This is a genomic window from Tistlia consotensis USBA 355 (assembly GCF_900177295.1).
Taxonomy (GTDB): Bacteria; Pseudomonadota; Alphaproteobacteria; order Kiloniellales; family DSM-21159; genus Tistlia; species Tistlia consotensis.
The window spans coordinates 12,616-38,577 of the sequence record NZ_FWZX01000016.1 but is presented as its reverse complement, the minus strand read 5'-3'; the positions used below and the strand labels follow the sequence as shown (position 1 = coordinate 38,577).

Here is a 25,962-nt window from a genome sequence, read left to right as displayed (position 1 = left end):
GGTGGGCGCGTACGGAGCGGCGGTGCCGGTGGAAGGATCGCGGCGGCAACTTCTGATCGGAATCCTGATGCTGATCGACGCTTGGGTCGGTCTTGCACCGGACGCGGCATTCGGCCAGGCGCAAATCCGCCAGTTCGGAAACGGATCGGTCGTCCCCGCCGTCGTGGTCGGGCCGAGCAGCGCCTTCGCCCGCTGGGATGCTGTGGCCCAGCAACTGCGCGGACAATTGCAGGAGACCCCCGCACCGTTGGCGGCTGCGAAGCGGCTCGGCGAGCGCTACGAGGGCCGTTCCGCGCGCGAGCTGGTCATGGCGATCCGTCGCTTCGTCACCAGCAACATCCGCTACGTCCCGGACGGCCGAGTGGATGCCTGGGCCGACCCGGCGGAGACGGCGGCGCGCGGCACCGGTGACTGCGAAGATCAGGCCATCCTCGGCCTCTACGTCGCGCTGGCGGCCGGCGTGCCGGCGGACAAGGCCGCCGTCGCGATGGGCTTCGACCGGCGCGGCAACCAGCACGCGATCCTCTTGGTGGTGGGGCGTGGCGGCAGGCTCTGGATGTTCGACGAGGCCGATCCGCGCAGCCCGGCGCTCAGCCGCAGCGGCTTTTCGCCCCGGCTGCTCGGCTTCCTCGATGCCGTCGGGTTCCCGGTTACGCGGCTGCCGCGCCCCTGAGCATGCCGGTCGCGGGTCGCGGGCGGGGCGAACGAATCGCCAGGCCGGCCTCGCCGAGAAGTACCTGGACCCGCTCAGGGCCGGCGGCTCGAAGCGGTACCGGGAGCTGCTCGCGCCCTTCGGCCTCGACGCCTCGGATCCGGCCTTCCGGAGGAAGGGCCTGTCGGTCGTTTCCGGCCTGATCGACGAGTTCGAGGCCCTCGACGAGCCGGCCGGCCGCGGCAAAGCGTCGTGAAAGCTTCATCGGGCGATTGAGCTGCCTCAAAGGCGGCCCGTCGGCTTCCTATCTATTGTGCAGCGCAGCACAAGGAGCGGAGCCGGCGGATGAGCGACGAGGCGAGTGGCGACAAGGCGGACGTCAAGCCGGCGACCGGCAGGCGGCGGGCCGCAGGGCAGCCGGCGGCAAGGCAGCCGGGCGAGCCGATCGAGGCCAAGGTCCACAGGCTGCCCAAGCGCGCCGGCGCCGGGGCGCCGCTGCCGGCCGAACGGCTGAGCTGCGAGGAGCGGCCGTTCCAGCCGGAGCGCTGGCACCTGGACTATCCGGCCGACGTCGGCGCCCGGAACCTCGACCGCGTGGTGCGCGGCGGCCTCGCCCGCATGACCAGCGCGGTCTCGCCGGTCGCCCTGGCCCAGGCCTACGGCGACTGGGCGATGAACCTGGCGCTGTCGCCCGGCAAGCGGGCCGAGCTGGCCGAGGCCGCCTGGAAGGGGGCGATGGCGCTCGGCGTCAGCGCCGGCCATGCCCTGGCGGGCCAGGCCAGCGAGCCGCTGATCGAGCCGCAGGCCCACGACAAGCGCTTCGCGGACGAAGGCTGGCGCAAGCCGCCCTACAACCTCCTCGTCGAGAGCTTCCTGCTGACCCAGCAGTGGTGGCACAACGCGACCAACGGCGTGCGCGGCGTCTCGCAGCACCACGAGGCCATGGTCTCCTTCGCCGCGCGCCAGTGGCTCGACGTCTTCTCGCCCTCGAACTTCCTGCCGACCAACCCGGTCCTGCAGGAAGCGACCCGCGAGGAGGGCGGCCAGAACCTGCTCCGCGGCTTTGGCAACCTGCTGGAGGACGCCGAGCGCCAGCTGCTGCACAAGCCGCCGGCCGGCAGCGAGGACTTCCAGCCGGGCAAGCAGGTCGCGGTCACCCCCGGCGAGGTGGTCTACCGCAACCGGCTGATCGAGCTGATCCAATACCGCCCGGCGACGGAGACGGTGCGGCCCGAGCCGATCCTGATCGTGCCGGCCTGGATCATGAAGTACTACATCCTGGACCTGTCGCCGGAGAACTCCTTCGTCCGCTACCTGGTCGGGCAGGGGCACACGGTCTTCGTGATCTCCTGGCGCAATCCCGACGCCGAGGACCGCGACCTCGGCATGGAGGACTACCGGCGGCTCGGCGTCATGGCCGCCCTCGACGCGGTCGAGGCGATCTGCGCGGGCGCGGACGGCCGGGCGCCGAAGGTCCACGCCCTCGGCTACTGCCTGGGCGGCACGCTGCTGTCGATCGCGGTGGCCGCCATGGCGCGCGAGGGCGACGAGCGGCTCGCCTCGATGACCCTGCTGGCCGCCCAGACCGATTTCGTCGAGGCCGGCGAGCTGACCCTGTTCATCGACGCCGGGCAGCTCGACTGGCTCGAGGACCTGATGTGGAGCCAGGGCTACCTGGACACCAAGCAGATGTCCGGCGCCTTCACGATGCTGCGCTCCAACGACCTGCTGTGGTCGCGGCTGCTGCGCGAGTACCTGCTTGGCCAGCGCAGCAGGAAGATCGACCTGATGGCCTGGAACGGCGACGCGACGCGCATGCCCTATCGCATGCACGCCGAGTACCTGGAGCGGCTGTTCCTGAAGAACCAGCTGGCCCAGGGCCACTACGAGGTCGAGGGACGGCCGGTCGCGCTGACCGACATCGACCTGCCGATCTTCGCGGTTGCCACGGCCAAGGACCACGTCGCCCCCTGGCGCTCGGTCTACAAGCTGCGCATCCTGACCGACACCGAGCTGACCTTCCTCCTGACCAGCGGCGGCCACAACGCCGGCATCGTCACGCCGCCGGGCCACCCGAAGCGCATCTACCAGGTCAGCCAGGTGCGCGACCACGAGCGCTACGTCGATCCCGACCGCTGGCGCCTGGAGACGCCGGTGCGCCAGGGCTCCTGGTGGCCGGAATACCTGGCCTGGCTGGATGCCCGCTCAGGCGAGCCGGTCGCGCCGCCGCCGCTCGGCAACCCGGCCAAGGGCTACGTGCCGATCTGCCCGGCGCCCGGCAGCTACGTGCACCAGGGCTGACCGCCTGTCGCGCCGATTGATGTGCGTCAACGACAGTTCCCCCGCGAGCTGCGAGAAGGCAGGGGTGCAACGGTGCCTTGTCCGGCAGCGGGGATGGCGAGGATGGAGCGAGAGGGCGGCGCATTGCTGGTCCGGGCCGACGACAGGCCGGTCGGCCTGCTGGTGCCGGAGCCCTTCGGCTTCACCTTTCACGCCGGCTGCCTGGAGGCCTGGGCACTGGACCGGAAGGTCTTTCCCAGCGTGACCGCGGCGACCAGGGAGGCAGAGCGGCTTCTGCGCAGGATCTAGGACCCTTTCCCCGTCCGCTTCCACTCGAAACGAAGAAGCAGGGAGGCGCGCATGGTTGGGACCACGCAGTTCTTCACGGACGTCCAGTCGGCGGACGTGCTGGTGCAGGGCGTCAAGGCCGGCATCGCGGTGTCGCTGGGCACCGCGCAGATCTTCTACACCGCGCGCCAGGAACTGGCCGGGCTCGACGGGACGCGCTTCGCCTCCTTCGACGAGCTCGTGCGCAAGGTCGCCGACAGGTGGCGGCTGCGGAGCTGACGCCGCCCACGCGCCCCGGAAGCCGATCCCGCGCCTGCCCGCGGCCTGCCGCTGTGCCGGCCGCGGGGCAGGATTTCACCTGCCCTGTTCCGGCTGCCGTAGCTCTCTGACGAGGCCCCGCGAGCCCCGCCCGCAGAGGCGCACGCCGAGCCCGCGGCCGCGGCCGGTCCGGTCCCGAGCTGCCCAGGTCTTGAGCGCGCTGCCCGCCCCCGGCGGCAGGCGAGTCGCGACGTTGTTACGCAGTTTGCGCCCCGGATTCCGGCTTTGCCGCGGCCGCCGACCATGGCACGTTTTTTGCGGGGAAATTATGGGGAATTCTTCGTCCCTACAGTCGGTAACTGCGTCTCTTCAATCGGTCACTGCTTTCATCGGGTCGGACTTCCAGGGCCGCGAGGCCTGCATTCAAGCAATGACGCACCCGGGCTTCACCGGGGCGCATGGAGGTCGAACATGTCGGGAGACTCGTACCAAGGCTACCATCGATTCCTGATTGCAACTGTCGGGGTGGGCCTCGTGGCCGGATTGGTCGCGACGGCCGGACCGGTGCCGGCCCAGGCGGCCGCCAAGTCCGTCAGCATCGGCATCACCCTGCCGCTGACCGGCGCCGACGCGGACGGCGCGACCCGCATCAAGTGCGGCGCCCAGATGGCCATCGACGAGGCCAACAAGATGGGCGGCGTCGGCGGCTACAAGCTCAAGACCGTGATTCTCAACAACGCGACCGCCACGGCCGGCGCCTACGACCCGGCCCAGGCGGCGACCAACGCCAAGAAGCTGGTCGCCGATCCCTCGGTCGTCGCGAACGTCGGACCGGAGATGAGCGGCGACGGCAAGGCGATGTCGCCGATCCTGTCGCAGGGCGATCTGGCGACCATCACGCCGGCCTCGACCAACCCGGACATCACCGATCCGCGCTATGCCGGCCAGTACCGGCCTGCCGGCAAGCCGGTCTACTTCCGGACCGTGACGACCGACAAGTACCAGGGCCCGAACATGGCCAACTACATGCGGGACACCCTGAAGGTCAAAACGGTCTACATCCTCGACGATTCCGGCGCCTACGGTGTCGGCATGGCCAACCTCTTCGAGGCGCAGGCCAAGAAGATCGGGATGACGGTGCTCGGCCATGACGAGCTCAACCCGAAAGAGGCCGACTACACGACCATTCTGACCAAGATCAAGGGGATGCACCCCGACGCGATCTACTACGGCGGCGTCGCCCAGGCCGGCGTGAAGCTCGCCAAGCAGGCCTACGAGACCGTGCCGAAGATGGTCAAGGCGGGCGGCGACGGCATGTTCACCGGCGACCTGCTGAAGGGCGCCGGCTTCCCGGCGTCCGAGGGCTGGTACGTGACCAACGCCTCGCCGCACCTGACCGAGAACCCGAAGCTGGCGGACTGGGTCAAGAAGTTCTCCAAGATGTGCGGCGGGCGCACGCCGAGCGACTATTCGGTGACCGCCTACGACGGCGCGAAGGTGATCATCGCCGCGATCAAGAAGGTCGCCGACAGCGGTGCCAAGGTGACGCGCGCGGCGGTGCACGACGCGATCGCCAGCTCCAAGGTCGACACCTTCCAGGGCCCGGTCGCCTTCGACGGCAACGGCGACATCCTGCAGAAGACGATCGCGGTCTTCCAGGTGGCCCACAACAAGCAGTACCCGGACGACGACGTCATCCATCAGTTCAAATACCTGGGCGACGCGCCAGAAGCGCCGTCCTCCTGATCGATCGACGGCCGGTGGCCGGAAGTCAGATCGATGACTTTCTCTGATGTGCTGCTGCAGCAGGTCATCAACGGGGTGAGCCTGGGCGCGATGTACGCGTTGCTCGCGCTCGGGTTCACCATGGTCTACGGCATCATCGAGCTGATCAACTTCACGCATTTCAGCGTGTTCATGGTCGGCTCGTTCATCGCCATGGCCGTCCTGCTCGCCGTGGGGCTCTCGGGCCAGTCCGTGATCCTCACCGGCTTGCCGCTGGTGGCCGTCCTGCTGCTCGCCCTGGTCGTCACGATGCTGGCGACCGGGACCCTGGGCGTGGTGATCGAGCGGACGGCCCTGAGGCCGCTGCGCAACGTGCCGGGCACGGCGGCGATGATCACGACGATCGGCCTCGCCTACATCCTGACCAACCTGGTCCTCCTGCTGGTCGGCGCCCAGCAGGAGAACTATCCGAACCCGCTGCCGAACCTGACCTGGCACCTCGGGGGGGCGACGGTGCACCTGCGCGAGGTCCTGGTCTGGGTCGTCGCCGCGGTCCTGATGCTTGGCCTGCAGCTCTTCGTGCACCACACCAAGCTGGGCAAGGCCATGCAGGCGACGGCCCAGGATGCCGAGGCGGCCCGGATGATGGGCGTCGACGTCGACCGTGTCGTGCTGACCGCCTTCTTCCTGGGCTCGGCCCTGGCCGGGGCGGCGGGCCTGATCTTCGGGCTCTACTACAACGTCGTCGACTTCCAGATCGGCTACACCGCGGGGCTCAGGGCCTTCACCGCCGCGGTGCTCGGCGGCATCGGCAACATCCCCGGCGCGATGCTCGGCGGCCTGCTGATCGGGCTGATCGAGTCGGTCGGCGGGCAGCTGATCGCCGTGCGTTGGACCGACGTGATCATCTTCTCGATCCTGGTCCTGGTTCTCGTCTTCCGGCCGACCGGCCTGCTCGGGCGGTCCCTGGCACAGAGGTCCTGATCGGCTCATGGACATGGATGCAACCACCAATCCGGCCGCCGGCCTGCTCGCAGCGCTGGCGGCGCCGCTGAAGCGCGTCCCGCCGAAGGTCCGCGGGCGCGCGGCCGTAGCGGCCTTCGCGGCCTTCGCGCTGCTGCTGCCGGTGATCGACGGCAACGCCGGCGATCTCGACGCGGCGGCCAACGCCACCGCCTTCGCGGCCCTGGCGCTCGGCCTCAACATCGTGGTCGGCCTCGCCGGCCTGCTCGACCTCGGCTATGCGGCCTTCTTCGCGATCGGCGCCTATACCTACGGCATCTTCGCGTCCTGGCAGCTGGAGCCGGCCTGGAGCTCGTTCTGGCAGCCCTTCGCCTGGCTCGGGCTGGTCGAGCGCTTCCACGTCGACGGCGTGCCCGACGTCGCGCACCTGACGGTGTCATTCTGGATCATGCTGCCGCTGTCGGGCCTGATCGCCGCCTTCTTCGGCATCCTGTTCGGCGCGCCGACCCTCAGGCTCAAGGGCGACTACCTGGCGATCGTGACCCTGGGCTTCGGCGAGATCGTGCCGGTCGTGGTGCGCAACACGCCGAGCCTGACCAACGGCGCGATGGGCCTCAACGGCGTCCAGGCGCCCTCGCTGTTCGGCTACAACTTCGGCGTCACCTCGACGCCCTACTACTACGTCGGCGTCGCGCTGGTCGCCCTCTTCATCTTCGTCAGCCTCAGGCTGACGACCTCGCGGATCGGACGGGCCTGGATGGCGATCCGCGAGGACCAGATCGCGGCGGCGGCGATGGGCGTCAACCGGGTCAGGCTCAAGCTGCTCGCCTTCGCGGTCGGCGCGGGCTTCGCCGGGATGATCGGTACCTTCTACGTCGCTAAGCTGCAGACCGCGACCCCGGACATGTTCATGTTCCCGGTCTCGGCGATGATCCTGGTCATGGTCGTGTTCGGCGGCATGGGCAGCCCCTACGGCGTCGTCGCCGGCGCGCTGATCCTGCAGATCCTGCAGTCCTGGGTGCTGCAGGACGTCTCGGGCTGGCTGCACGACCTCGGCGAGCTGCTCGACAACGACTGGCTGCAGACCATCGACCTGACCCAGGCGATCGAGCTGATCTTCGGCATCGTCCTGGTGCTGACCATGCTCTACCGCCGCCAGGGCCTGATCCCGGCACGCCGGGCGACCCGCGCCCTCAGCCTCGCCGAGCAGACCGCCAACGTCGAGCGCGGCGGCATCAGGCGGCAGCTGCGCGTGCTCGCCCGGGAGGCGGCCGAGACGCCCGGCCCGCTGCTGGAGATCCGCGGCCTGGTCAAGCGCTACGGCGGCATCATCGCGGTCAAGGAGGTCGACCTGAAGATCGCGGCCGGCACGATCGTCGCGCTGATCGGGCCGAACGGCTCGGGCAAGACGACGATGTTCAACGTGATCACCGGCCTGGACCCGGCGACCGGCGGCAAGATCCTGCTGCAGGGCAGGGACGTCACCGGCCTGCCGCCCCACGAGCTGGCCCGGCTCGGCATCGCGCGGACCTTCCAGAACCTCCGGCTGTTCAACAACATGACGGTGCTGGAGAACGTCCTGGTCGGGATGCACTCGCGCACCACGACCGGCGCCCTCGGCGCCGTGCTGCGCCCGCCGTCGGTCGCGGTCGAGGAGCGCGAGGCGCGCGAGCGGGCGATCGAGGTGCTGTCGGTCTTCGGCAACCGCCTGCTGCCGCGGCTCGACCAGACGGTCAGCGAGCTGTCCTACGCCAACCGGCGGCGCGTCGAGATCGCCCGCGCCCTGGCCTCGCAGCCGAAGATCCTGCTGCTCGACGAGCCGGCGGCCGGCATGAACCCCGGCGAGACCCTGGAGCTCGCCGAGCAGATCCGCAGCCTCAAGGACATGGGGCTGACGGTCTTCCTGATCGAGCACAAGCTCAACGTCGTCAACGACCTCGCCGACCGGATCGTGGTGCTGGACCACGGCGAGAAGATCGCCGAGGGCACGCCGGCCGAGGTCCACGCAGACCCGCAGGTGCTGGAGGCCTACCTCGGGCGCAAGGCGGTGGCCCATGCTTGAGTTCCGCGACGTCGACACCTTCTACGGCGAGCTGCACGTCCTGAAGGCCGTCAACTACAAGATCGAGCAGGGCGAGATCGTCTGCCTGCTGGGCGGCAATGCCTGCGGCAAGTCGACGACGATGAAGACGGTGCTGGGCGTCGTGCAGCCGAAGCGCGGCGCGGTGGTCCTGGAGGGCGAGGACATCAGCCGGCTGTCGACCGCCGAGCGGGTCCGCCGCGGCATCGCCCCGGTGCCCGAGGCGCGCCGCCTGTTCCCGCGCATGACCGTCTACGAGAACTTGATGATGGGCGCCTACACCCGCAAGGACAAGGCGGCCATCGCCGAGGACCTCGAGCGGGTCTACGAGCTGTTCCCGCGGGTCAAGGAGCGGCTCGCCCAGTCGGCCGGCACGCTGTCCGGCGGCGAGCAGCAGATGGTCGCCATGGGCCGGGCGCTGATGGCGCGGCCGCGCCTGCTGTGCATGGACGAGCCCTCGATGGGCCTGTCGCCGGCCTACGTCGAGCAGGTCTTCGAGATCATCCAGGAGATCAACAGGCAGGGCACGACGATCTTCGTCGTCGAGCAGAACGCCAACATGGCGCTCTCGATCGCGCACCGCGGCTACGTGCTGCAGACCGGCGAGGTCATGCTGCACGGCACGGCCAGCGAGCTGCTCGGCAACGAGTGGCTGCAGAAGGTCTACCTCGGCCAGGCGGAGGCTACGCCGGCCCCACGGTGATCACCATCTTGCCGAGCGCCTCGCCGGACTCCTGGCGGTCGTGGGCCGCCGCCGCCTCGGCGAGCGTGAAGGCCCGGGGGTCCAGGACCGGCGCCAGGCGGCCCATGTCGGCGAGCCGCGCCGCCTGTGCCAGCAGCTCGCCCTGGCGTGCCTTGCCGCGGCCGGTCAGCATCGGCAGCAGCATCAGCACGATCTGGATGTCCAGGCCGCGGGCGTGGGCCGGCGCCAGCACGAACGCCTCGGTCGCGGCGATGGTGACCAGCCGGCCGCCGGGGCGCAGCGCCTCGATCGAGGCGGCGAAGGCCGAGGCGCCGATCGTGTCGAAGGCGAGGTCGAAGCCGGCGCCGCCGGTCAGGCGCGCCGCGTAGTCGGCCGGCGCCTCGCGGCGGTAGTCGATCGTCGCGTCGGCGCCGCAGCGCCGCGCGACCTCGGCCTTGGCCGCGCTGGAGACGGTCGCCGCGACCCAGGCGCCGGCCGCCTTGGCGAGCTGGATCGCGACATGGCCGACGCCGCCGGCGCCGCCCTGGACCAGCACCCGCTCGCCGGGCTGCAGGCGCGCCCGGTCGATCAGGCCCTCCCAGGCGGTCAGCGTGACCAGCGGCAGCGCCGCGGCCTGTCGCCAGTCGAGCGTCTCGGGCTTGGCGGCGAGCAGCTCCTCGTCGCAGCGCATGAATTCGGCCAGCGCGCCGTCGTAGCCACGCAGACCGCCGGCGCAGCCGTAGACCGCGTCGCCGACCTGGAAGCGGGTGGCCTGCGGGCCGACCGCGGCGACCCGGCCGGCGAGGTCGCCGTGCAGCACGCCGCCGGGCTCGGGCGCCCAGTCGCCGCCGTGCTTGCGCAGCTTCCAGTCGATCGGGTTGACGCTGGTCGCCAGGACCTCGACCAGTACCTGCCGGCCTTCGGGAACGGGCCGCGGCAATTCGCCGAGGCGCAGGACCTCCGAGCCGCCGTAGCCCTCGAGCAGGACCGCCTTCACCTAGGCCTCGATGGCGGCCGTCACGCCGAGGTCGGCCAGGATCTCCTCGACGTTCTGGACCCGGCAGTAGCCGCCGAAGGCCTTGAGCGCCGTGCGGTGGCGCTCGTCGGTGTGGCTGGCGCAGCCGTCGGCGGCGCAGATCACGTAGTAGCCGCGGTCGGCGGCGTCGCGCACCGCCATGTCGACGCACTGGTCGGTCAGGAAGCCGGCGACGATCAGGTTCTCGACGCCGAGGTTGCGCAGCACGTAGTCGACGTTGGTCGAGTTGAAGATGCCCGAGGAGGTCTTCGGCAGCACGATCTCGTCGTCGAGCGGCGCCACCGCGTCGATGACCCTGGCGCCCTCGGAGCCCCTGGGCACCAGGATGCCCGAGAGCTTGTGGTCGAGCGAGCGGTCGCGGCCGTCGCGGGTCAGCGCCTCGATCACCGTGTAGACGACCTCGCTGCCGGCGGCGCGGGCGCCCTCGACCAGGCGCTTCAGCGCCGGCAGCGCGCGCTCGTGCACGGCCTGCCAGTATTCCGGCTTCTCGGCGCGGTAGTGCTCCTCGATCTCGGCGTTCTGGACGTCGACGATCAGCACGGCCGTGGCGGCCGGGACGAGTGTCTTGTCGCGCTTCAGGCGCAGGGGATCGAAGGGGGGCGGATCGAAGGGGGGCGGATCGAAGGCGGTCATGGGTCCTGCCGGGGCTGGAGGGGGCGCAGAAGGGGGCTCAGTAGAGCTCCAGGTACTCGTTGGTTTCCCAGTCGGTGACGTGGGCGGCGAAGCGGGCCAGCTCGAAGCGCTTCACGGCGGTGAAGACCTCGACGAACTCCTCGCCCAGGATCACGCGCAGGTCATCATCGGCCTCGAGGGCGTCGAGCGCCAGGGGCAGCGACTGCGGGAAGGGCGTCAGGTCCGGGTTGTCCTCGCTGGTCGTCTCGCGGCCCTGCTCGCGCAGGGGGGCCTTGGCTTCGAGGCCGAGCAGGCCGGCGGCCAGCACGGCCGAGGCCAGCAGGTAGGGGTTGCTCGCCGCCGAGCCGCCGCGCATCTCGATGTGGGTGCGCTCGTCGCCGGTCGCCTTGACCCGGACCATCGCCGAGCGGTCCTGCACGCCCCAGGAGATGTTCGAGGGCGCGAAGGTGTGCGGCTTGACCCGGTGGTAGCAGTTCGGCGTCGGGTTGATCAGCGGCATCATGGCGGCGCCGTGGGCCAGCACGCCCTCGATGAAGTGGCCGGCGAGGTCGGAGAAGCCCGCGGCAGCCTCCGCGTCCATGAAGGCGTTGCGGCCGGTCTTCCGGTCCCAGAGGCTGAGGTGCAGATGGCAGCCGCTGCCGGCCATCCCGGCGAAGGGCTTGGCCATGAAGCTGGCGATCAGGCCGTTGCGGTGCGCCAGCTCCTTGAGGCCGTTCTTGAAGGCGAAGGCCTTGTCGGCGCCGGCCAGGTTCATGCCCGGCCCGTAGACCGTCTCGAACTGCGAGCCGGCGTACTCGGTGTTGTGGGTGACGATGTCGATGCCGTAGGCGCGCAGGGTCGGCACCAGGGTATCGAGGAAGGGCGCCCAGTGGTTGCGCACCGTGTTGAAGATGTGCAGCCCCTCGAACATCCGCCCGCGGGCGGGCGTGTCGAGCGATTGGGCGTCGAGCAGGTAGTACTCGTACTCGTGGCCGAGCATGACGTCGTAGCCCAGCGCGTTGGCCTTCTTGACCAGCTCGGAGAAGACCCAGCGGGGCGCGGCGCGCTGCGGCTCGCCGCCGTCCCAGTAGCCCAGGCAGAGGACGCTCGCGGTGTGCTCCAGCCAGGGCAGGACGCGCAGCGAGTCGGGGTCCGGGAAGAGGTTCTGGTCGGCGTAGTTGCGCTCGGTGTGCAGCCGGCTGCCCGGCACCACGTTGGAGGCCGTGTCGAGGCCGAGCACGCCGCCGTAGAAGTTGAGGCCGTGGCGGGCATAGCCCTCGACCTTGTCGACCGGCACGGTCTTGGAGCGCGAGACGCCGTGCAGGTCGGGCAGCTCGAAGCGCAGGTACTCGATCTGCCGCTCGCTCAGCTCGGCCATCAGCCGGCCGACGGGATCCACTTCGCTCGACATCGCTTGGGCTTCCTTGGCTGGTGCGGGAGGCTGCGTCCGATACCCCTCACCCTCCCGCTTCGCGGGCCTCTCCCTCTCCCCCAAGGGGCGAGGGATTTTCGGGGGCGCTCGTGTCTTCCCTCGCCCCTTGGGGGAGAGGGAGGGGCCCACACGAAGTGTGGGAGGGTGAGGGGTGTTTCAGGCGACGATAGCTTCCCCCTACGGCTTCGCGATCCACTTCGGCGTCACCTCGTCGGCGAGGTAGAGCTTGTCGTTCTTGACGCCGATCATGGCGACCGTCTTGGCCGGCACGCGGGTGCCCTCGGGATAGGAGATCGACCCGGTGATGCCCTTGTAGCCCTGGGTCGCGGCCAGGGCGTCGCGGATCTTCTTGGGATCGGCGGCGCCGGCCCGCTTGATCGCGTCGGCGATCAGCCCGACCGTGTCGTAGCCGAGGGCGGCGAAGGCGTTCTCCGGCTCCATGCCGTAGGCCGCCTTGTAGTCCTTGTAGAACTTCTGGATCGCCGGGGTGGAGTCGGTCGCCATGAAGGCGTGGGTCGAGTAGACGACGCCGTCCGCGGCCTTGCCGCCGACCTGGATCAGCAGCGGCGTGTCGTAGCCGTCGCCGCCGACGATCGGCTCGGTCACGCCGGCCTGGCGCATCTGCTTGACGATCAGGCCGATGTCGTCGGGCATCGCCGAGACGTAGAGCGCGTCCGGCTTTTCGGAGAGCGCCTTCAGCTTGGTGATCTGGGCGGTGAAGGTCTTGTCGCCGCTCTTGTAGTCGTCGCGCGCGATGACCCTGCCGCCGTCGTGCGTGAAGGCCTCGTCGAAGTACTTGGCCAGCAGCGTCGTGTACTCGGTCGAGTTGTCGCGCAGCAGGAAGACCTTCTTGGCCTTGGCCTCGTTCATCAGGTACTCGTCGCCGGCCGCGGCCTGCACGTTGTCGCCGAAGCAGGCCAGGAAGATCATGTCGCCGATCTGGTCGGGCAGCTTCGGCGAGGTGGCACCCGGCGTCACGAAGGGGATGCCGGCCTGCTGGAAGATCGGGCCGAGGGCCAGCACCGAGTCGGAGTCCGTGAAGCCCATGCCGACCGGGACGTCCTGGCTGACCAGCTGGCTGGCCACGCTGGCGATCACCGTCGGGTCGGTCTTGGTGTCGTAGATCTCCAGCTCGAGCTGCTTGCCGAGCACGCCGCCGGCGTCGTTGATCTCCTTGACCTTGAGCTTGGCGCCGTTGAGCGCCGGCGCGTCGAGCGAGGAGAGCGCGCCGGTGACGTTGAAGGGGGCGCCGATCTTGATGGTGTCGGCCGCCGAGGCAGTCGAGGCGAAGCCGGCCGTCGAGACGAGGAGGCCGGCCGCGAGCGCGAGCGGCAGCCTGTGCAATGCAGTCCGTGTCATCTCTTTATCTCCCTGCCCGGGCCTTCCTGGCGTGGCTTCACGAGTGGCCCGAGCGTGAGTTCCCGATCGCCCATGATCCCGCTCGGACGGAAGATCATGACGAGGATGAGGATGAAGCCGAGCACGACCTGGCTGGCGCCGTAGAGCGGCGGCACGGTGAAGATGCCGAGGTCGAGGCCGCGCTCCAGGTTGCGCAGCACCTCGCTGGCGACGCTGACCGCGACGACGCCGACCAGGGCGCCGGTCAGGCTCTGCATGCCGCCGATCACCAGCATCGAGATCAGCGTGAAGGTGTAGGCGAGGTAGAAGGCGGCCGGCGAGAAGGAGCCGAGGTAGTGGCCGTAGAGCGAGCCGCCGACCCCGGCGAAGAAGGCGCCGAGCATGAAGGCGGAGAGGCGCACCGGCAGCACCTCCAGGCCGATCGCCTGGGCCGCGATCGTGTCCTCGCGCACCGCCCGGTAGCGCCGGCCGACCGGCGAGTAGACGACGCGCGCGATCACCGCGACGGCGACGGCCAGCCAGCCGACCGCCCAGGGCAGGCTGGTCTCCAGCGGCACGCCGGTGAAGGTGCGGGCGCCGCGGGTGAAGTCGACGGCGTTGATCAGCACGACGTTGACGATGATCAGGAAGCCGAGCGTCGCGACCGCGACGAAGTAGCCCGAGAGCCGCATCAGCGGCGCGCCGACCAGGAAGGCCAGGGCGACGCAAACCAGGCCGGCGACCAGGGTCGAGGGCAGGAAGCCCAGGGTGATGCCGGCCAGCCAGTGCGGCAGGTCGGGAAGATAGGCGCCCTTGGCGTGGGCCGAGAGCGACAGGATGCCCGAGACGTAGGCGCCGACCGCGACGAAGCCGACGTGGCCCAGGGAGAAGACGCCGGTGAAGCCGTTGGCGAGGCCCATCGAGGCGACCAGCACGGCGTTGATGCACATCACGATGACGACGCGCACCAGGTAGTTGCTGACCAGCTGCGGCAGCAGCCAGGTGACCAGCGCCAGCAGGGCGATGCCGGCGAGGCCGGCCAGCAGGCCGCGTGGCAGTCCGCGCGGCGCGCTCACAGCTTGATCTCCTGGCTGCGGTTGAGCAGGCCGTTCGGGCGGAACAGCAGGAAGGCGATCAGCAGCGCGAAGACGATGGCGTCGCGGTAGGGCGAGACCGCCGAGGGCAGGAAGGCGACGATGAAGATCTCCAGGGCGCCCAGCACGAAGCCGCCGATGAGGGCGCCGGCGATCGAGCCGAAGCCGCCGATGATCGCCGCGACGAAGGCCTTGAGCAGCGGCGTGAAGCCCATGTGCGGCTCGACGATGCCCGACTGCGCCGCCCAGAGCACGCCGGCGAGGCCGGCGAAGGCCGAGGCGATGGCGAAGGCGACGACGATCAGCCGGTCGACGTCGAGCCCGACCAGCTGTGCCGCCTGCAGGTCCTCGGCCGCCGCGCGCATGCCGATGCCGGCGTTGGTCCGGGTCACGAACCAGCCGAGGAAGCCCAGCGAGACGGCGGTCGCCACCACGGTCACGACGTTGATCTGGGTGAAGGTCAGCTGGCCATCGTAGAACTGCAGGGCGACGTTCATCCAGTCCGGCAGCGGGAAGTTCCGCGGCGAGGAGCTGAAGATCAGGATGCCCAGGTTCTCCAGGATGTAGGTGACGGCGAGGCTGGTCAGCAGCAGCGAGACGTCGGGCGCGCCGCGCACCGGCCGGTAGGCGACCCGCTCGACGATCACCCCGGCCAGCGCGCCGATCGCGATGCCGCCGAGCGCGGCCAGCCAGAAGGGCAGGCCGGCGAAGCCGAGCAGCAGCGTGCCGAAGGCACCGACCATCATCATGTCGCCGTGGGCGAAGTTGGTCATCCTGAGGATGCCGAAGACCATCGACAGGCCGATCGCGACCAGGGCGTAGAGGCTGCCCAGGCTGATCGCGTTGATGACCTGCTGGGCGATGTAGAGGCCCGGGTTCATCGGCGGCCTCCCGGCATGACCAGGGAAGCCCAGTGTCCCGCCGTCATTCCCACTCTCTTCTTCGTCATCCCCGCGAAAGCGGGGATCCAGAGGAAAGCGCCGCCCGTGCGAGCGGTGCGGGGCCTGTGCCCACGGTGTCGTTCTCTGGATCCCCGCTTTCGCGGGGATGACGAAAGTGAGAGCGCGGATGACGCCAGAAAGAGGGGCGACGGGTCCGAGAGCATGATCAAGTGCCTCATCGCCCGCCCCCGCCGGCGCCCAGGTAGGCCGCCGCGACCTCCTCGTACTGCTCCTTGAGGTCGCGGGCGGCGCCGGCGAGCGCGACCTGGCCGGTCCGCAGCACGTAGGCGCGGTCGGCGAGCGCGAGGGCGACCCCGATGTTCTGCTCGACCAGCAGCATGGTGACGCCCATCGCCTTCAGCTCGCCGAGCGTCGCGAAGATCTGCTGGACCAGCAGCGGCGCGATGCCGAGCGAGGGCTCGTCGAGCAGCAGCAGCCTGGGCCTCGCCATCAGGGCGCGGCCGAGCGCCAGCATCTGCTGCTCGCCGCCCGACAGGGTGCCGGCCTGCTGGTTGCGGCGCTCCCTGAGCACCGGGAAGAGCGTGAAGATCTTCTCGCGGTCCCCGGCGACCGCCTCGCGGTCCTTGCGGCTGACCGAGCCGAGGCGGAGGTTCTCGGCGACGGTCAGCGAGCCGAACAGGCGCCGGCCCTCGGGCGAGTGGGCGATGCCCAGCGCCACGATGCGCGGCGGCCGCAGCTGGTCGATGCGCCGGCCGAACAGGCTGATCCGCCCGGCGCGCGGCCGCACCAGGCCCGAGATCGTGCGCAGCATCGTCGTCTTGCCGGCGCCGTTGGCGCCGAGCAGGGCCACGACCTCGCCTTCCGCGACCTCCAGCGAGACGCCGCGCAATGCCGTCACCGCGCCGTAGCGCACCTCCAGGCCCGCGACCGCCAGGGCCGGGTCGCCGCCGGATGCGGGCAGGGCGGCCTCAGGCATGGCCAAGGTAGACCTCCCGCACCTTCGGGTGGGCCTGCACCTCGGCCGGCGCGCCCTCGAAGATGGTCTGCCCGTGGGCGAGCACCTGGATGCGCTCGCAGAGGTTCATGATCAGGTCCATGTCGTGCTCGACGACGATGACCGCGACGCCGAAGCGCCGGCGGATGCGGTCGACCAAGTCCATCAGCTCGCGGGTCTCGGCGGCGTCCATGCCGGCCGCCGGCTCGTCGAGCATCAGCAGGCGCGGCTGCGTCGCCAGCGCGCGCACCAGCTCGAGCCGGCGCTGGTCGCCGTAGGGCAGGTCGCCGGCGCGCACCCCGGCGCGGCCGGTCAGGCCGACCAGCCCGAGCAGCTCGCCGGTGATCGCGTCGACCCTCCGGGCCGCCCGGCGCAGCCGCGGCGTGCCGACCAGGGCGTCGAGCATCGAGGAGGGGTGGCGCAGCTGGGCCGCCGCGCGCACGTTCTCGGCGACGCTCAGGGCCTTGAACAGGCGCGTGCCCTGGAAGGTCCGGGCGATGCCGAGGCGCACGATCTCGGCCGCCGAGCGGCGCTCGATCGGCTGGCCGTCGAAGCGCACCGAGCCGCTGTCGGGGCGCAGGAAGCCGCTGACCAGGTTGAAGAAGGTCGACTTGCCCGAGCCGTTCGGGCCGATCACCCCGACGATCTCGCCGGGCCTGACGACGATCGCCTGGTCCCTGAGCGCGACCAGGCTGCGGAACGACTTGGTGAGGCCGCTGGTCTCGAGCAGCGGCGCGGAGTCCATGCTGCCCGGAGCCTGGGAGCGCGCCGCCTCGCTCACGTCCGGACCGCCCCGCCGGCCGTTTCGCCGGACGTTCCCGGGGCGGAGCCTGCGGCGCCTCTTGAGCGAATGGCCGGACTGCGCACCCGAGACCCCCTTGCCCGAACAGCTTTCCTGTATCAAAAATTTCCATAGGGTGACGGGCAAGTCAATTTTGTAATTCTGGTGAGCGCCAGGAGGGCTCCGGACAAGGCCGAGGCAAGGGCCGCCGGGCACCCCGCGGACGGAGGAGAGGCCGGATGGAGAGCTCGATCGCGACGCGGGTCCGCAACCAGCTCGGCCGCCTGACCCCGACTGAGCGGCGGCCGGCCTTGATCCTGCTCGACAACTATCCCGTCGCCGGGCTGGAGACCGTGGCCCAGTTCGCCCGGCGCGCCGGCGTCTCCGGCCCGACCGTGCTGCGCCTGGTCGCCAAGCTCGGCTTCGAGTCCTACCTCGACTTCCAGCAGGCCCTGCGCGACGAGCTGGAGCGGCGCCTGCAGACGCCGCTCGCCAAGGCGCCGGAGAAGGCGGTGGCGGCCGGCGAGGACGGGCAGGGCGCGGGAGACTTCCTGGCCGCCTACGGCCGCTCCATCGTCGAGAACGTCGAGCGCTCGCTGGCCGAGCTGTCGCGCGAGGAGTTCGAGGGCGCGGTCGAGCTGCTGGCCGACGAGCGCCGCAAGGTGCTGCTGCTCGGCGGCCGCTTCACCGCCAGCCAGGCCCTGCACCTCTACCAGCACCTGCGCGAGCTCCGGCCCGGCGTCGCCCTGGTCGAGGGCCAGACCGCGACCTGGGTCGAGCACCTGCTCGACGTCGGCCGGCGCGACGTGCTGGTGGTCTACGACATCCGCCGCTACCAGGACGACGTGGTGCGCTTCGCCCGCGCGGCGGCGGGGCTCGGCGCCCAGGTCGTGCTGATCACCGACCACTGGGTCTCGCCGCTCGCCGCCGTCGCCCGCCACGTCTTCCCGGTGCGCACCGTCATGCCGTCGAGCTGGGAGTCCTTCTCGGCCATCTCCGCCGTCAACGAGGCCCTGATCGCCCGCGTCCACGAGCGCCGCTGGGGCCCGATCAAGAAGCGCATGGAGCGCCTCGAGGCGCTGCGCGGCCAGCTGGCGGGGGAGTAAGGGCGGTGTTGCCGGTTCTCCTGCCACGCCCCTCGACAGGCTCGGGACGAAGCGACTGTCGGAGCCGGCTCATGGTTCGCTTCGTCCCGAGCCTGTCGAGCGACGTGGCAGCGCGCCGCCGCCCGCTCGCCCGGCCCGTCCCCTCTCCCGTCGCCGTCCCCGTCCCTTGCATCGTCCTCCCCCTCCTTTCGTTCGTCGTCCCCACCCTTTCCTTCGCCATCCCCTTCCATTCTTTCGTCATCCCCGCGAAAGCGGGGATGACGGCAGAGGGCGGAACGACGGCAGAGGGCGGGACGACGGGAAGACGAAATGGCCCGCAGCCGCCACCACCCGTCCCAGGAGCTGATCCGATGACCGCCGACACCGCCGCCACGCACCGCCTCCTCGCCGCCGGCGAGCCCGATCCGGTCGAGGTCCGCAACCTCGGCGCCGGCTCGCGCTTCCTGCTGGCCTGCGACCATGCCGGCCGGCGCATCCCGCGGGCGCTCGGCGACCTCGGCCTGCCGGAGAGCGAGCTGGCGCGGCACATCGCCTGGGACATCGGCGCCGCCGGCGTCGCCCGCGGCCTCGCCGACCGGCTGGCGGCGCCCCTGGTCGCCCAGGTCTATTCGCGCCTGGTCATCGACTGCAACCGCCACCCCCGGGTGCCCGGCTCGATGCCGGAGGTCAGCGAGCTGACCGAGATCCCCGGCAACCGCGCGATCCATCCGGAGCAGCGGCGCGCCCGCCACGACGAGATCTTCCGGCCCTACCACGACACCCTGGTCGCCGAGCTCGACCGCCGCGCGCAGGCCGGCGCCGCGACCCTGCTGGTCGCCGTCCACTCCTTCACCCCGGTCTTCAAGGGCGTCGCGCGGCCCTGGCACGTCGGCGTGCTCTACAACCGCAACCGGCGCCTGGCGGAGATCATGATGGCGCTCTTCGAGGCCGAGGGCGACCTGGTGGTCGGCGACAACGAGCCCTATGCCGTCGGCGACGAGACCGACTACACCATCCCGGTCCACGGCGAGCAGCGCGGCATCGACCACGTCGAGCTGGAGATCCGCCAGGACCTGGTCGCCGACGAGGCCGGGCAGCAGGCCTGGGCCGAGCGCCTGACGCGCCTGCTGTCCGAGGCCGCGGCAAGGTTGGGGTAGGGGGGCCTCTTACCGGCGTCCTCGCTCCTCCTCCGTCGTCCCCCGCCCGCTCCTCCGTCGTCCTCCGCCTCTCCCCGTCATCCTCGCCCCCTCCTCGTCATCCTCGCGGAAGCGAGGATCCAGAGGAAAGGGCCGCCCGCGCGAACGGCCCGCGGCCCGCACTCACGGCGTCGTTCTCTGGATCCCGGCTTTCGCCGGGATGACGGAGACGGAGGTATGGCGAAGACGGAGGTATGGCGAAGACGGAGGGATGGCGGGGAACGGGGGCGCGAGGACGACGAGAAGGGCCTCGCCCCCGAATTGCCCCTTGCCCCCGCCGCCGGCCGGTGCACCCTCGTCACCCATGACCGCCTTCCTCGACGACCTCCTCGCCCGCATGAGCCTGGCCGACAAGGTCGGCCAGCTGAACCACCCCAACGCCGAGGGCGCGCCCTCGATGGGCGCCGGCGAGGCGGTGCTGGACATCGAGACCCGGATCCGCCGCGGCGAGGTCGGCCTGCTCGCCGCCGGCTTCGAGCCGGAACGCCTCGCCGAGCTGCAGCGCCTCGCCGTCGAGGAGTCGCCCCACGGCATCCCGCTGCTCTTCACCATGGACGTGATCCACGGCTTCCGCACGGTCTTCCCGCTGCCCCTGGCGCTGGCCTGCAGCTTCGACCCCGAGCTGGTGCGCCGCACCGCCGAGGTCGCGGCCCGCGAGGCCGCGGCGGCCGGCGTCGCGCTCAACTGGGCGCCGATGCTCGACGTCTCGCGCGACGCCCGCTGGGGCCGCTGCGCGGAAAGCCCCGGCGAGGCCCCCTACCTCGGGTCCGTGCTGGCCCGCGCCTGGGTCGAGGGCTTCCAGCAGGGCGATCTCGCGCAGCCCGCGACCGTCATGGCGACGGCCAAGCACTTCGCCGGCTACGGCCTCGCCGAGGCCGGCCGCGACTACAACGCCGTCGACGCCAGCCCCTACCGCCTGCACAACGTCGTGCTGCCGCCCTTCAAGGCCGCGGTCGAGGCCGGGGTCGGCGCCGTCATGGTCGGCTTCCACGACCTCTCGGGCATCCCCTGCACGGCCCACGAGGAGCTGCTGCAGGGCGTGCTGCGCCGGCTCTGGGGCTTCGAGGGGCTGATCATCTCCGACTACACGGCGATCCTGGAGCTGGTGCACCACGGCGTCGCCGCCGACGAGAAGGAAGCGGCGTTCCTGGCCTTCACCGCCGGCGTCGACATCGACCTGATCAGCGAGGCCTACCTGCGCCACCTGCCGGCCCTGGTCGCCGAGGGCCGGATCGCCGAGGCCGCCGTCGACGCCGCCTGCCGCCGCGTGCTCGCCGCCAAGCTGAAGCTCGGCCTGTTCGAGCCGGGCGCCCGCGTGCCGACCGCCGAGGCCGCCCGCGCCGCGATCCTGACCCCGGCGCACCGGGCGCTGGCCCGCGAGGCGGCCGTGAGGTCCTGCGTGCTGCTCAAGAACGACGGCGTCCTGCCGCTGGCCGGGGAGGGCCGGATCGCCCTGGTCGGCCCGCTCGCCGACAGCCGCGCCAACATGCAGGGCACCTGGGCCGTCGCCGCCAGGGCCGAGGACAGCGTCACCGTGCTGGAGGGCCTGAGGGCCGCGCTCGGCGACCGGGTCCGCCATGCCCGCGGCTGCAACCTCGTCGACGACCCCAACGTCGCCGCGCGCCTCGACGTCTTCGGCCCGACCCTCGACCCCGACCCGCGCCCGACCGACGTCATGATCGCCGAGGCCGTGGCCCTGGCCCGCGACAGCGAGCTCGTCGTCGCCTGCCTCGGCGAGGCCAAGGAGCACAGCGGCGAGTCCGCGACCCGCACGGACCTCGGCCTGCCCGGCAGCCAGCGCCGCCTGGTCGAGGCCCTGGCCGCGACCGGCAAGCCCCTGGTCCTGGTCACCTTCTCCGGCCGCCCCCTGGCCCTGGAGGCCGAGGACCGCTTGGCCTCTGCCATCCTCCACGCCTGGTTCCCCGGCAGCGAGGCCGGCCACGCCCTCGCCGACCTCCTGACCGGCGCCGCCGCGCCCACGGCCAAGCTCGCCATGTCCTTCCCGCGCACCGCCGGCCAGTGCCCGATCCACTACGCCGAGCCCCCGACCGGCCGCCCGCGCGACCGCATCGGCATCGACGTCGCCGGCGACAGCGAGGTCGACGCCACCGGCGCCCGCGTCTTCCGCAAGTTCACCACCGCCAGCCGCCTGGAGGGCCCCCACACGCCGCTCTATCCGTTCGGGCACGGGTTGACCTATGGGGCGGTCGAGATGGGGCCGCTGGAGTTGAGCGCGACGGAGCTGACGGGCGAGGACGCCGTGCTGGAGGTGGCGGTCACGGTGCGGAATGTCGGCAACAGGCCCGCCGAGGAAACCCTTCAGCTCTACCTCGGCGACCCCGTCGCCAGCCGGTCGCGACCGGTGCGCGAGCTGAAGGAATTCCGGAAGGTGCAGCTGGAGCCGGGGGAGGAGACGCGGGTCGCGTTCCGGGTGACGACGGCGGAGCTGGCGTTCTGGCGGGCGGAACGGTTGGCGGGGCCGGAGCGGGTGTGGGAGCCGGGTAGGTTCGTGGTGCAGATGGGAGGGAACAGCTCGGCGGATCTGCAAATGGCGGAGGTGAGGTGGGGCGTGTGGAGAAAGACTTAGGTCCGACCTAAATGGCTGCAACTTCAACTAGGACTCGGCTAACAGAGAACTGTTGGACAGAACCGCCAATGGCCTTAGTCGGGTCAAATAATGCTAAGTTTATTCCATTGCTGACAGAGCTCCGATAGATGACACCGTCGTAGTCGCTCTTTTTTATAAATTCGCAGAGATACTGGCTCGGCAAATAGTCGATGGCAGCACCTTGAGGTAGGACAGGCTGCGTCAGTTCATTACCTAGTTTTTCGAGAAAGTTGATGTCTGCACGTAACTGGCCAATCGCACCTTCATCGAGCAACAGGAAAGGAGACACAACGTAACGTGGATTTCGAAGGTCGACAACGTTTATTGTGCCGGAGATCGCGAAGTCAGCAATGCAAACAATCTCACCCGTATGCGGACGGATCTCTGACGCCGCCGTCTCCTGGGTCGATCCCAAATAGAGGTAGGGAATGCCGGCCGGGTTCGCTCTTCCATAAGAAGCAAGGCGTTTTGGGGGTGCACCCATGGCGCCGATTAAAAACGGATCTGCCCCAGCTTGAATGCGAGCGCGATACCATTTCTTTGGCAAATCATCGGCCGGTAGATGACCTAATAGCTCTGTCAAGCGATCCGTATCCAGCGCTTCATCCAGGAAGAACCGATTTTTGTAAAGTAGCTCTTCGCGAAGTGTTTCCCACCGAATAAGGGCTTCGCTTCTATAGGATGGAGAGGGTGCAAACGGTTTTTGAACTATATCTCCGTCGTTGAGGATCTCGCTCAAGAGTTCTTTCGCATTGGCCAAATCCATGCGCGGATGTGTAAAAAGATGCCAGTCATCTTTGAGCCACTCGACCAAGAATCTTCCGATTGGATTCGGCTCATAGATGTTAATTAGAAGCTGGAAGTACTCCCTCAAGTCTTCGGGTTCGACTAGATTCATATCGTCTGTTTCGCAAAAAGAACACTTTCCCCGAACTTTTGACAATGCTGGGATGATGCTCTTCGTCAGGCCTCGATCTCGAAAGCATTCTGGGCAGCAGAGCGAGGGCATATCTCTAGGAAAAGAAATGAGCGAACGTTTCGATATGATGCTTCATTGAGAGCTTCTTGACATAGCCAAGGCCCGGAAAATGCCTCTGCGCATAGAGATTGCGAAATTCCCTAACGGCGTCAGTATCTAGGACTTTGGAATCAGGCAAGTCGATTGTCTCGATCATCTTGTGAAGGGCCTCTCCGAATTTGCCGGCCGGATCGGTAGGGGTGTCGCGGCGCTTAGAAATAAAATGATAAATCAACATTTCATCATCTTTGTCAGGGTCAATGAATGTTAAGTGAATGGCTACCGCATAGGCCGGACCTCCCGACTCCATAAAATCGTCACCAACCACGAGAAAATCTCCAAAGCCTGTCATCCCCTCGTCTTCAAACGTCACATGTAGATCAGAGAAGGGTTCAAGGAAAGGGTGGTCACGGTTCCGACGACGTTGGAAACCGTCCCGAAGTAAAACTCGCTCGCCTCTGTTGAAGTGCCTTCGGTAGAGCTTACCGCAATGCTGCTCGAAAAATATGTTCCGAACCCCATTGAGATCTTCTCCGAGCTCCACGGCCAGTGCTCTCGCCTCGGCAAAACCAGCGTGAATGAGAGTTGGATTGTGATCCTCGTGCTGACCACAAGAATCAAGCGCCTCTTCTATTTGCATGTCTTTCTTTAGCAGAATGCCAGCGGAAATCGCATCATTCCCGAGATATTCTTCCCTCAGCAGAGCCGATATTCCGCCACCATCTTCGCGATGGTCCCCATGGTATGGGTTTACGACTACGATCGCTTTGCCGCCAGCTTCGCAGATAGACTGCAGCGTTCGCCGGAGGCCGCCGAGAGATTCTTTGACTGGTTCTATGATGGGAGTGAAGCCCGAATTGGCCAGCACGTTCGCCGACTCTCGGATCGTTAGAAGCTCGAACTGCTTGCCGCGAAAATACGGATGGTACATGTGCCGCTAGGCCCACAGCATTGCACTAGGGAGCGGTGTAGAGACAGCTTGGACCAAGTGTTCGTGCTCCCTGGGCCGAACCTGAATCGAGAGTGCGGCTGCATGCAATGAGGGCGGGAGTCTATCCACCAGACGGCCAAGTGGCGCTAGGTTTCGAGTGCCCTTAAGTACATCTACCATCGCGCGGTGCAGGGCTATTGGCTCAAGGTGGGAAAACGCTTCACGCATCGCTACGTGCATCATCGTGTTTGGAACGTCGGGAACATGCACTCCAAGCTTCCTGAGAATATTGCGTGCCTCTCCTGATCGAAGTGACTCAAACACAATTACAGGACTAATCCGATCGGGTCGGTCGCTTGCGTCGCGGATGGTCGAAATGCTGTAGCGTCGAGAGAGACACATTACGCCGACATCGTCCGAAACTGTTGCGAGCACACCGCCAACGTGGGCTTCGCTCGCGATCACATTCACGGCCGCGAACACCTTCTTATAGTTTTCGACCTGATTCGCGAGCCGAGCCAGAGAATCTCGTTCAGATTTTATTTCAAATACCGTGGCAGTGCCATTCAGGATGACAAGGTCCGCCTTGCTCTTGCCGGCACGAAATTCGGTGAGCATGCACGCTGTGTTAAGCGAGTGCTTGCCCAACAGGATCTTGTGCGTAACGGCGGCCCGGTAAATGTACTCGTCGCGCAGCCCAGCCTTCTTAAGCACAGCGAAGGCTCGATCGAACCCCTCTCCCACGGTTGCGTTTGCCGGACAGGCCCCTTCAATACCGCACTGGGCGAACAGCCGCGCAAACGTGGCAGAGCGACCCCTCTTGGCCATCTCACGGAATACGGCCGAAGAGAATAGGCGTGAGATTGCTGAGGTCTGCGACGCGTCAAGTGAACTCATCAGTTTAGGTTGCCACATCTAATGAGGGATTGCGACATCTCAATGTTGCTACGCGTGGGCGGCTATGCTGACGGCACACTCTCCATGGACCAAAGAGTGCACTAACGGTTGTCTCCGCCTCCGAAACGTGGGGTCCGTAGTCTTGGGATCGGCGCGCGCGATGGCCGCCTTCTGTCCGGGGCCCTACTGCAGCATCTCCCCCAGCTCCCGCCACAGCCCCTCCGCGTCCCCCGCATCCATCGCCACCAGCGGCGCCCTGACCGCCAGCCAGCCGTGGTCCCCGGTCTGCCCGGCCGTCAGCGCCTTGACCGCCGGCACCACCGCCAGGGCCAGGATCCGGGCCAGCAGCTTCTCCGTCCGCGGGTCCTCCTCGCCGCTCACCAGCTTCGCCACCAGCCCCGGCGCGACGTTGGCGAGGCCGCTGATCGCGCCGCTGGCGCCGGCGCGCACGGCCTGGGCGAGGTGGCCCTCGTGGCCGACGAGGATGGCGAGGTCGCGGTGCTCGGCGAGCAGGGCCTGCGTCGCGGGCCAGTCGCCGGCGCTGTCCTTGACGCCGGCGACGACCTCGGGGAAGGCGTCGCGCAGGCGGCCGACCAGGGCCGGGCCGAGCGGCACGCCGGTCAGCTGCGGGATGTTGTAGAGGATGACGTCGCGCGCGGCGCCGCCGGCGGCCTCGAAGGCCTCGGCGAACCAGCGGTAGAGGCCCTCGTCCGGCACGCCCTTGAAGTAGAAGGGCGGGGCCAGCAGGATCGCGGCGGCGCCGGCGGCCAGGGAGCGGCCGAGGTGGCGGCCGGCCTCGGCCGAGACCGGCCCGTAGACGCCCTCGACCAGCTGGCCGGCGGCGACGCCGTGCTCCTCCATGCGCTCGTAGAGGTCGGCGCGGGCCTCGCGCGGGATCGAGACGCCCTCGCCGGTCGTGCCGAAGGCGGTGACCACCGTCATGCCGCCGCCCTGCGGCCCCTGGTCCAGCAGGTGCTTGGCGTGGCCGGCGAAGCGGTGCCAGTCGACGGCGCCGCCGGCCTCGAAGGGGGTGACCAGGGCGGCGCTGGTGCCGATCAGCGCCTTGACGCGGTTGCGGGTGGCGGGGTGCGGGGCGAGCTGGCTGGTCAC

General features: G+C 69.0%; 23 protein-coding genes and 1 pseudogene. 12 read left to right on the top strand and 12 right to left on the bottom strand.

The features are described from left to right. The first annotated feature begins 67 nt into the window (after positions 1–67). From B9O00_RS18265 to B9O00_RS18230, 9 genes and pseudogenes are all read left to right on the top strand, one after another. The gene (locus tag B9O00_RS18265) at positions 68–673 is read left to right on the top strand and encodes a transglutaminase domain-containing protein (RefSeq protein ID WP_085124141.1); all 606 of its coding nucleotides are present in this window, start codon (positions 68–70) and stop codon (positions 671–673) included. Between the two features lie 46 nt (positions 674–719). Continuing rightward, positions 720–908: pseudogene (locus B9O00_RS18260) on the top strand (hypothetical protein); the annotation flags it as partial. A gap of 89 nt (positions 909–997) precedes the next feature. Then, positions 998–2,953 carry a PHA/PHB synthase family protein gene (locus B9O00_RS18255; protein WP_085124140.1) on the top strand — a complete coding sequence of 652 codons (1,956 nt, stop codon included), beginning with the start codon at positions 998–1,000 and terminating at the stop codon, positions 2,951–2,953. A gap of 102 nt (positions 2,954–3,055) precedes the next feature. Next, the gene (locus tag B9O00_RS32560; RefSeq protein ID WP_143596269.1) at positions 3,056–3,241 is read left to right on the top strand and encodes a hypothetical protein; all 186 of its coding nucleotides are present in this window, start codon (positions 3,056–3,058) and stop codon (positions 3,239–3,241) included. 51 nt (positions 3,242–3,292) lie between these two features. After that, entirely contained in the window at positions 3,293–3,499 is a 207-nt protein-coding gene (locus tag B9O00_RS18250) for a hypothetical protein (RefSeq protein WP_085124139.1), read from the top strand. A 513-nt stretch (positions 3,500–4,012) separates the two neighbouring features. Then, positions 4,013–5,224, top strand: a complete 1,212-nt coding sequence (locus B9O00_RS18245; protein ID WP_218822889.1) for a branched-chain amino acid ABC transporter substrate-binding protein — start codon at positions 4,013–4,015, stop codon at positions 5,222–5,224. Positions 5,225–5,257: 33 nt separating this feature from the next. Next, entirely contained in the window at positions 5,258–6,187 is a 930-nt protein-coding gene (locus B9O00_RS18240) for a branched-chain amino acid ABC transporter permease (protein WP_085124137.1), read from the top strand. Positions 6,188–6,194: 7 nt separating this feature from the next. After that, a complete protein-coding gene (locus B9O00_RS18235) occupies positions 6,195–8,228 on the top strand; it encodes a branched-chain amino acid ABC transporter ATP-binding protein/permease (protein WP_218822890.1) in 2,034 nt (677 codons plus the stop codon). Beyond that, positions 8,221–8,949: an ABC transporter ATP-binding protein gene (locus tag B9O00_RS18230; RefSeq protein ID WP_085124136.1), complete on the top strand. Its 729-nt coding sequence runs from the start codon at positions 8,221–8,223 to the stop codon at positions 8,947–8,949. Before B9O00_RS18235 ends, B9O00_RS18230 begins: the two co-directional genes overlap by 8 nt. Here the strand turns inward: B9O00_RS18230 and B9O00_RS18225 are convergent. From B9O00_RS18225 to B9O00_RS18190, 8 genes are all read right to left on the bottom strand, one after another. Next, on the bottom strand, positions 8,930–9,925 hold the full coding sequence (locus B9O00_RS18225) for a zinc-binding dehydrogenase (RefSeq protein WP_085124135.1): 996 nt from the start codon (positions 9,923–9,925) through the stop codon (positions 8,930–8,932). The genes B9O00_RS18230 and B9O00_RS18225 overlap by 20 nt on opposite strands. After that, positions 9,926–10,597 (bottom strand): cysteine hydrolase family protein, encoded by a 672-nt coding sequence (locus B9O00_RS18220; RefSeq protein WP_085124134.1) that lies wholly within the window; start codon positions 10,595–10,597, stop codon positions 9,926–9,928. Positions 10,598–10,634: 37 nt separating this feature from the next. Then, positions 10,635–11,987 carry a glutamine synthetase family protein gene (locus B9O00_RS18215; protein ID WP_085124133.1) on the bottom strand — a complete coding sequence of 451 codons (1,353 nt, stop codon included), beginning with the start codon at positions 11,985–11,987 and terminating at the stop codon, positions 10,635–10,637. A gap of 198 nt (positions 11,988–12,185) precedes the next feature. Then, a complete protein-coding gene (locus tag B9O00_RS18210) occupies positions 12,186–13,367 on the bottom strand; it encodes an ABC transporter substrate-binding protein (protein ID WP_085124132.1) in 1,182 nt (393 codons plus the stop codon). Further along, on the bottom strand, positions 13,364–14,422 hold the full coding sequence (locus B9O00_RS18205) for a branched-chain amino acid ABC transporter permease (RefSeq protein ID WP_235017147.1): 1,059 nt from the start codon (positions 14,420–14,422) through the stop codon (positions 13,364–13,366). Before B9O00_RS18205 ends, B9O00_RS18210 begins: the two co-directional genes overlap by 4 nt. After that, positions 14,419–15,321, bottom strand: coding sequence for a branched-chain amino acid ABC transporter permease (locus B9O00_RS18200; RefSeq protein WP_085124131.1), 903 nt, complete (start codon positions 15,319–15,321; stop codon positions 14,419–14,421). Before B9O00_RS18200 ends, B9O00_RS18205 begins: the two co-directional genes overlap by 4 nt. A gap of 235 nt (positions 15,322–15,556) precedes the next feature. Beyond that, positions 15,557–16,318: an ABC transporter ATP-binding protein gene (locus B9O00_RS18195; protein WP_085124130.1), complete on the bottom strand. Its 762-nt coding sequence runs from the start codon at positions 16,316–16,318 to the stop codon at positions 15,557–15,559. Beyond that, a complete protein-coding gene (locus tag B9O00_RS18190; protein ID WP_085124229.1) occupies positions 16,311–17,081 on the bottom strand; it encodes an ABC transporter ATP-binding protein in 771 nt (256 codons plus the stop codon). Before B9O00_RS18190 ends, B9O00_RS18195 begins: the two co-directional genes overlap by 8 nt. Before the next feature lie 275 nt (positions 17,082–17,356). On the opposite strand from B9O00_RS18190, the gene B9O00_RS18185 reads away from it, so the two are divergent. The 3 genes from B9O00_RS18185 (at position 17,357) to bglX (ending at position 21,985) form a co-directional block, all read left to right on the top strand. After that, a complete protein-coding gene (locus B9O00_RS18185) occupies positions 17,357–18,223 on the top strand; it encodes a MurR/RpiR family transcriptional regulator (RefSeq protein ID WP_085124129.1) in 867 nt (288 codons plus the stop codon). A 350-nt stretch (positions 18,224–18,573) separates the two neighbouring features. Next, on the top strand, positions 18,574–19,359 hold the full coding sequence (locus tag B9O00_RS18180; RefSeq protein ID WP_085124128.1) for an N-formylglutamate amidohydrolase: 786 nt from the start codon (positions 18,574–18,576) through the stop codon (positions 19,357–19,359). Positions 19,360–19,702: 343 nt separating this feature from the next. After that, entirely contained in the window at positions 19,703–21,985 is a 2,283-nt protein-coding gene (gene bglX / locus B9O00_RS18175; RefSeq protein ID WP_159460251.1) for a beta-glucosidase BglX, read from the top strand. 7 nt (positions 21,986–21,992) lie between these two features. Here bglX and B9O00_RS18170 read toward each other — a convergent pair whose 3' ends face one another. From B9O00_RS18170 to B9O00_RS18155, 4 genes are all read right to left on the bottom strand, one after another. Next, positions 21,993–22,820 carry an RES family NAD+ phosphorylase gene (locus tag B9O00_RS18170; RefSeq protein ID WP_200808557.1) on the bottom strand — a complete coding sequence of 276 codons (828 nt, stop codon included), beginning with the start codon at positions 22,818–22,820 and terminating at the stop codon, positions 21,993–21,995. A 199-nt stretch (positions 22,821–23,019) separates the two neighbouring features. Then, entirely contained in the window at positions 23,020–23,955 is a 936-nt protein-coding gene (locus B9O00_RS18165) for a sce7725 family protein (RefSeq protein WP_085124125.1), read from the bottom strand. Positions 23,956–23,961: 6 nt separating this feature from the next. Then, positions 23,962–24,852 carry a sce7726 family protein gene (locus B9O00_RS18160; RefSeq protein WP_085124124.1) on the bottom strand — a complete coding sequence of 297 codons (891 nt, stop codon included), beginning with the start codon at positions 24,850–24,852 and terminating at the stop codon, positions 23,962–23,964. Positions 24,853–25,035: 183 nt separating this feature from the next. Beyond that, positions 25,036–25,962 carry a dihydrodipicolinate synthase family protein gene (locus B9O00_RS18155; protein WP_085124123.1) on the bottom strand — a complete coding sequence of 309 codons (927 nt, stop codon included), beginning with the start codon at positions 25,960–25,962 and terminating at the stop codon, positions 25,036–25,038.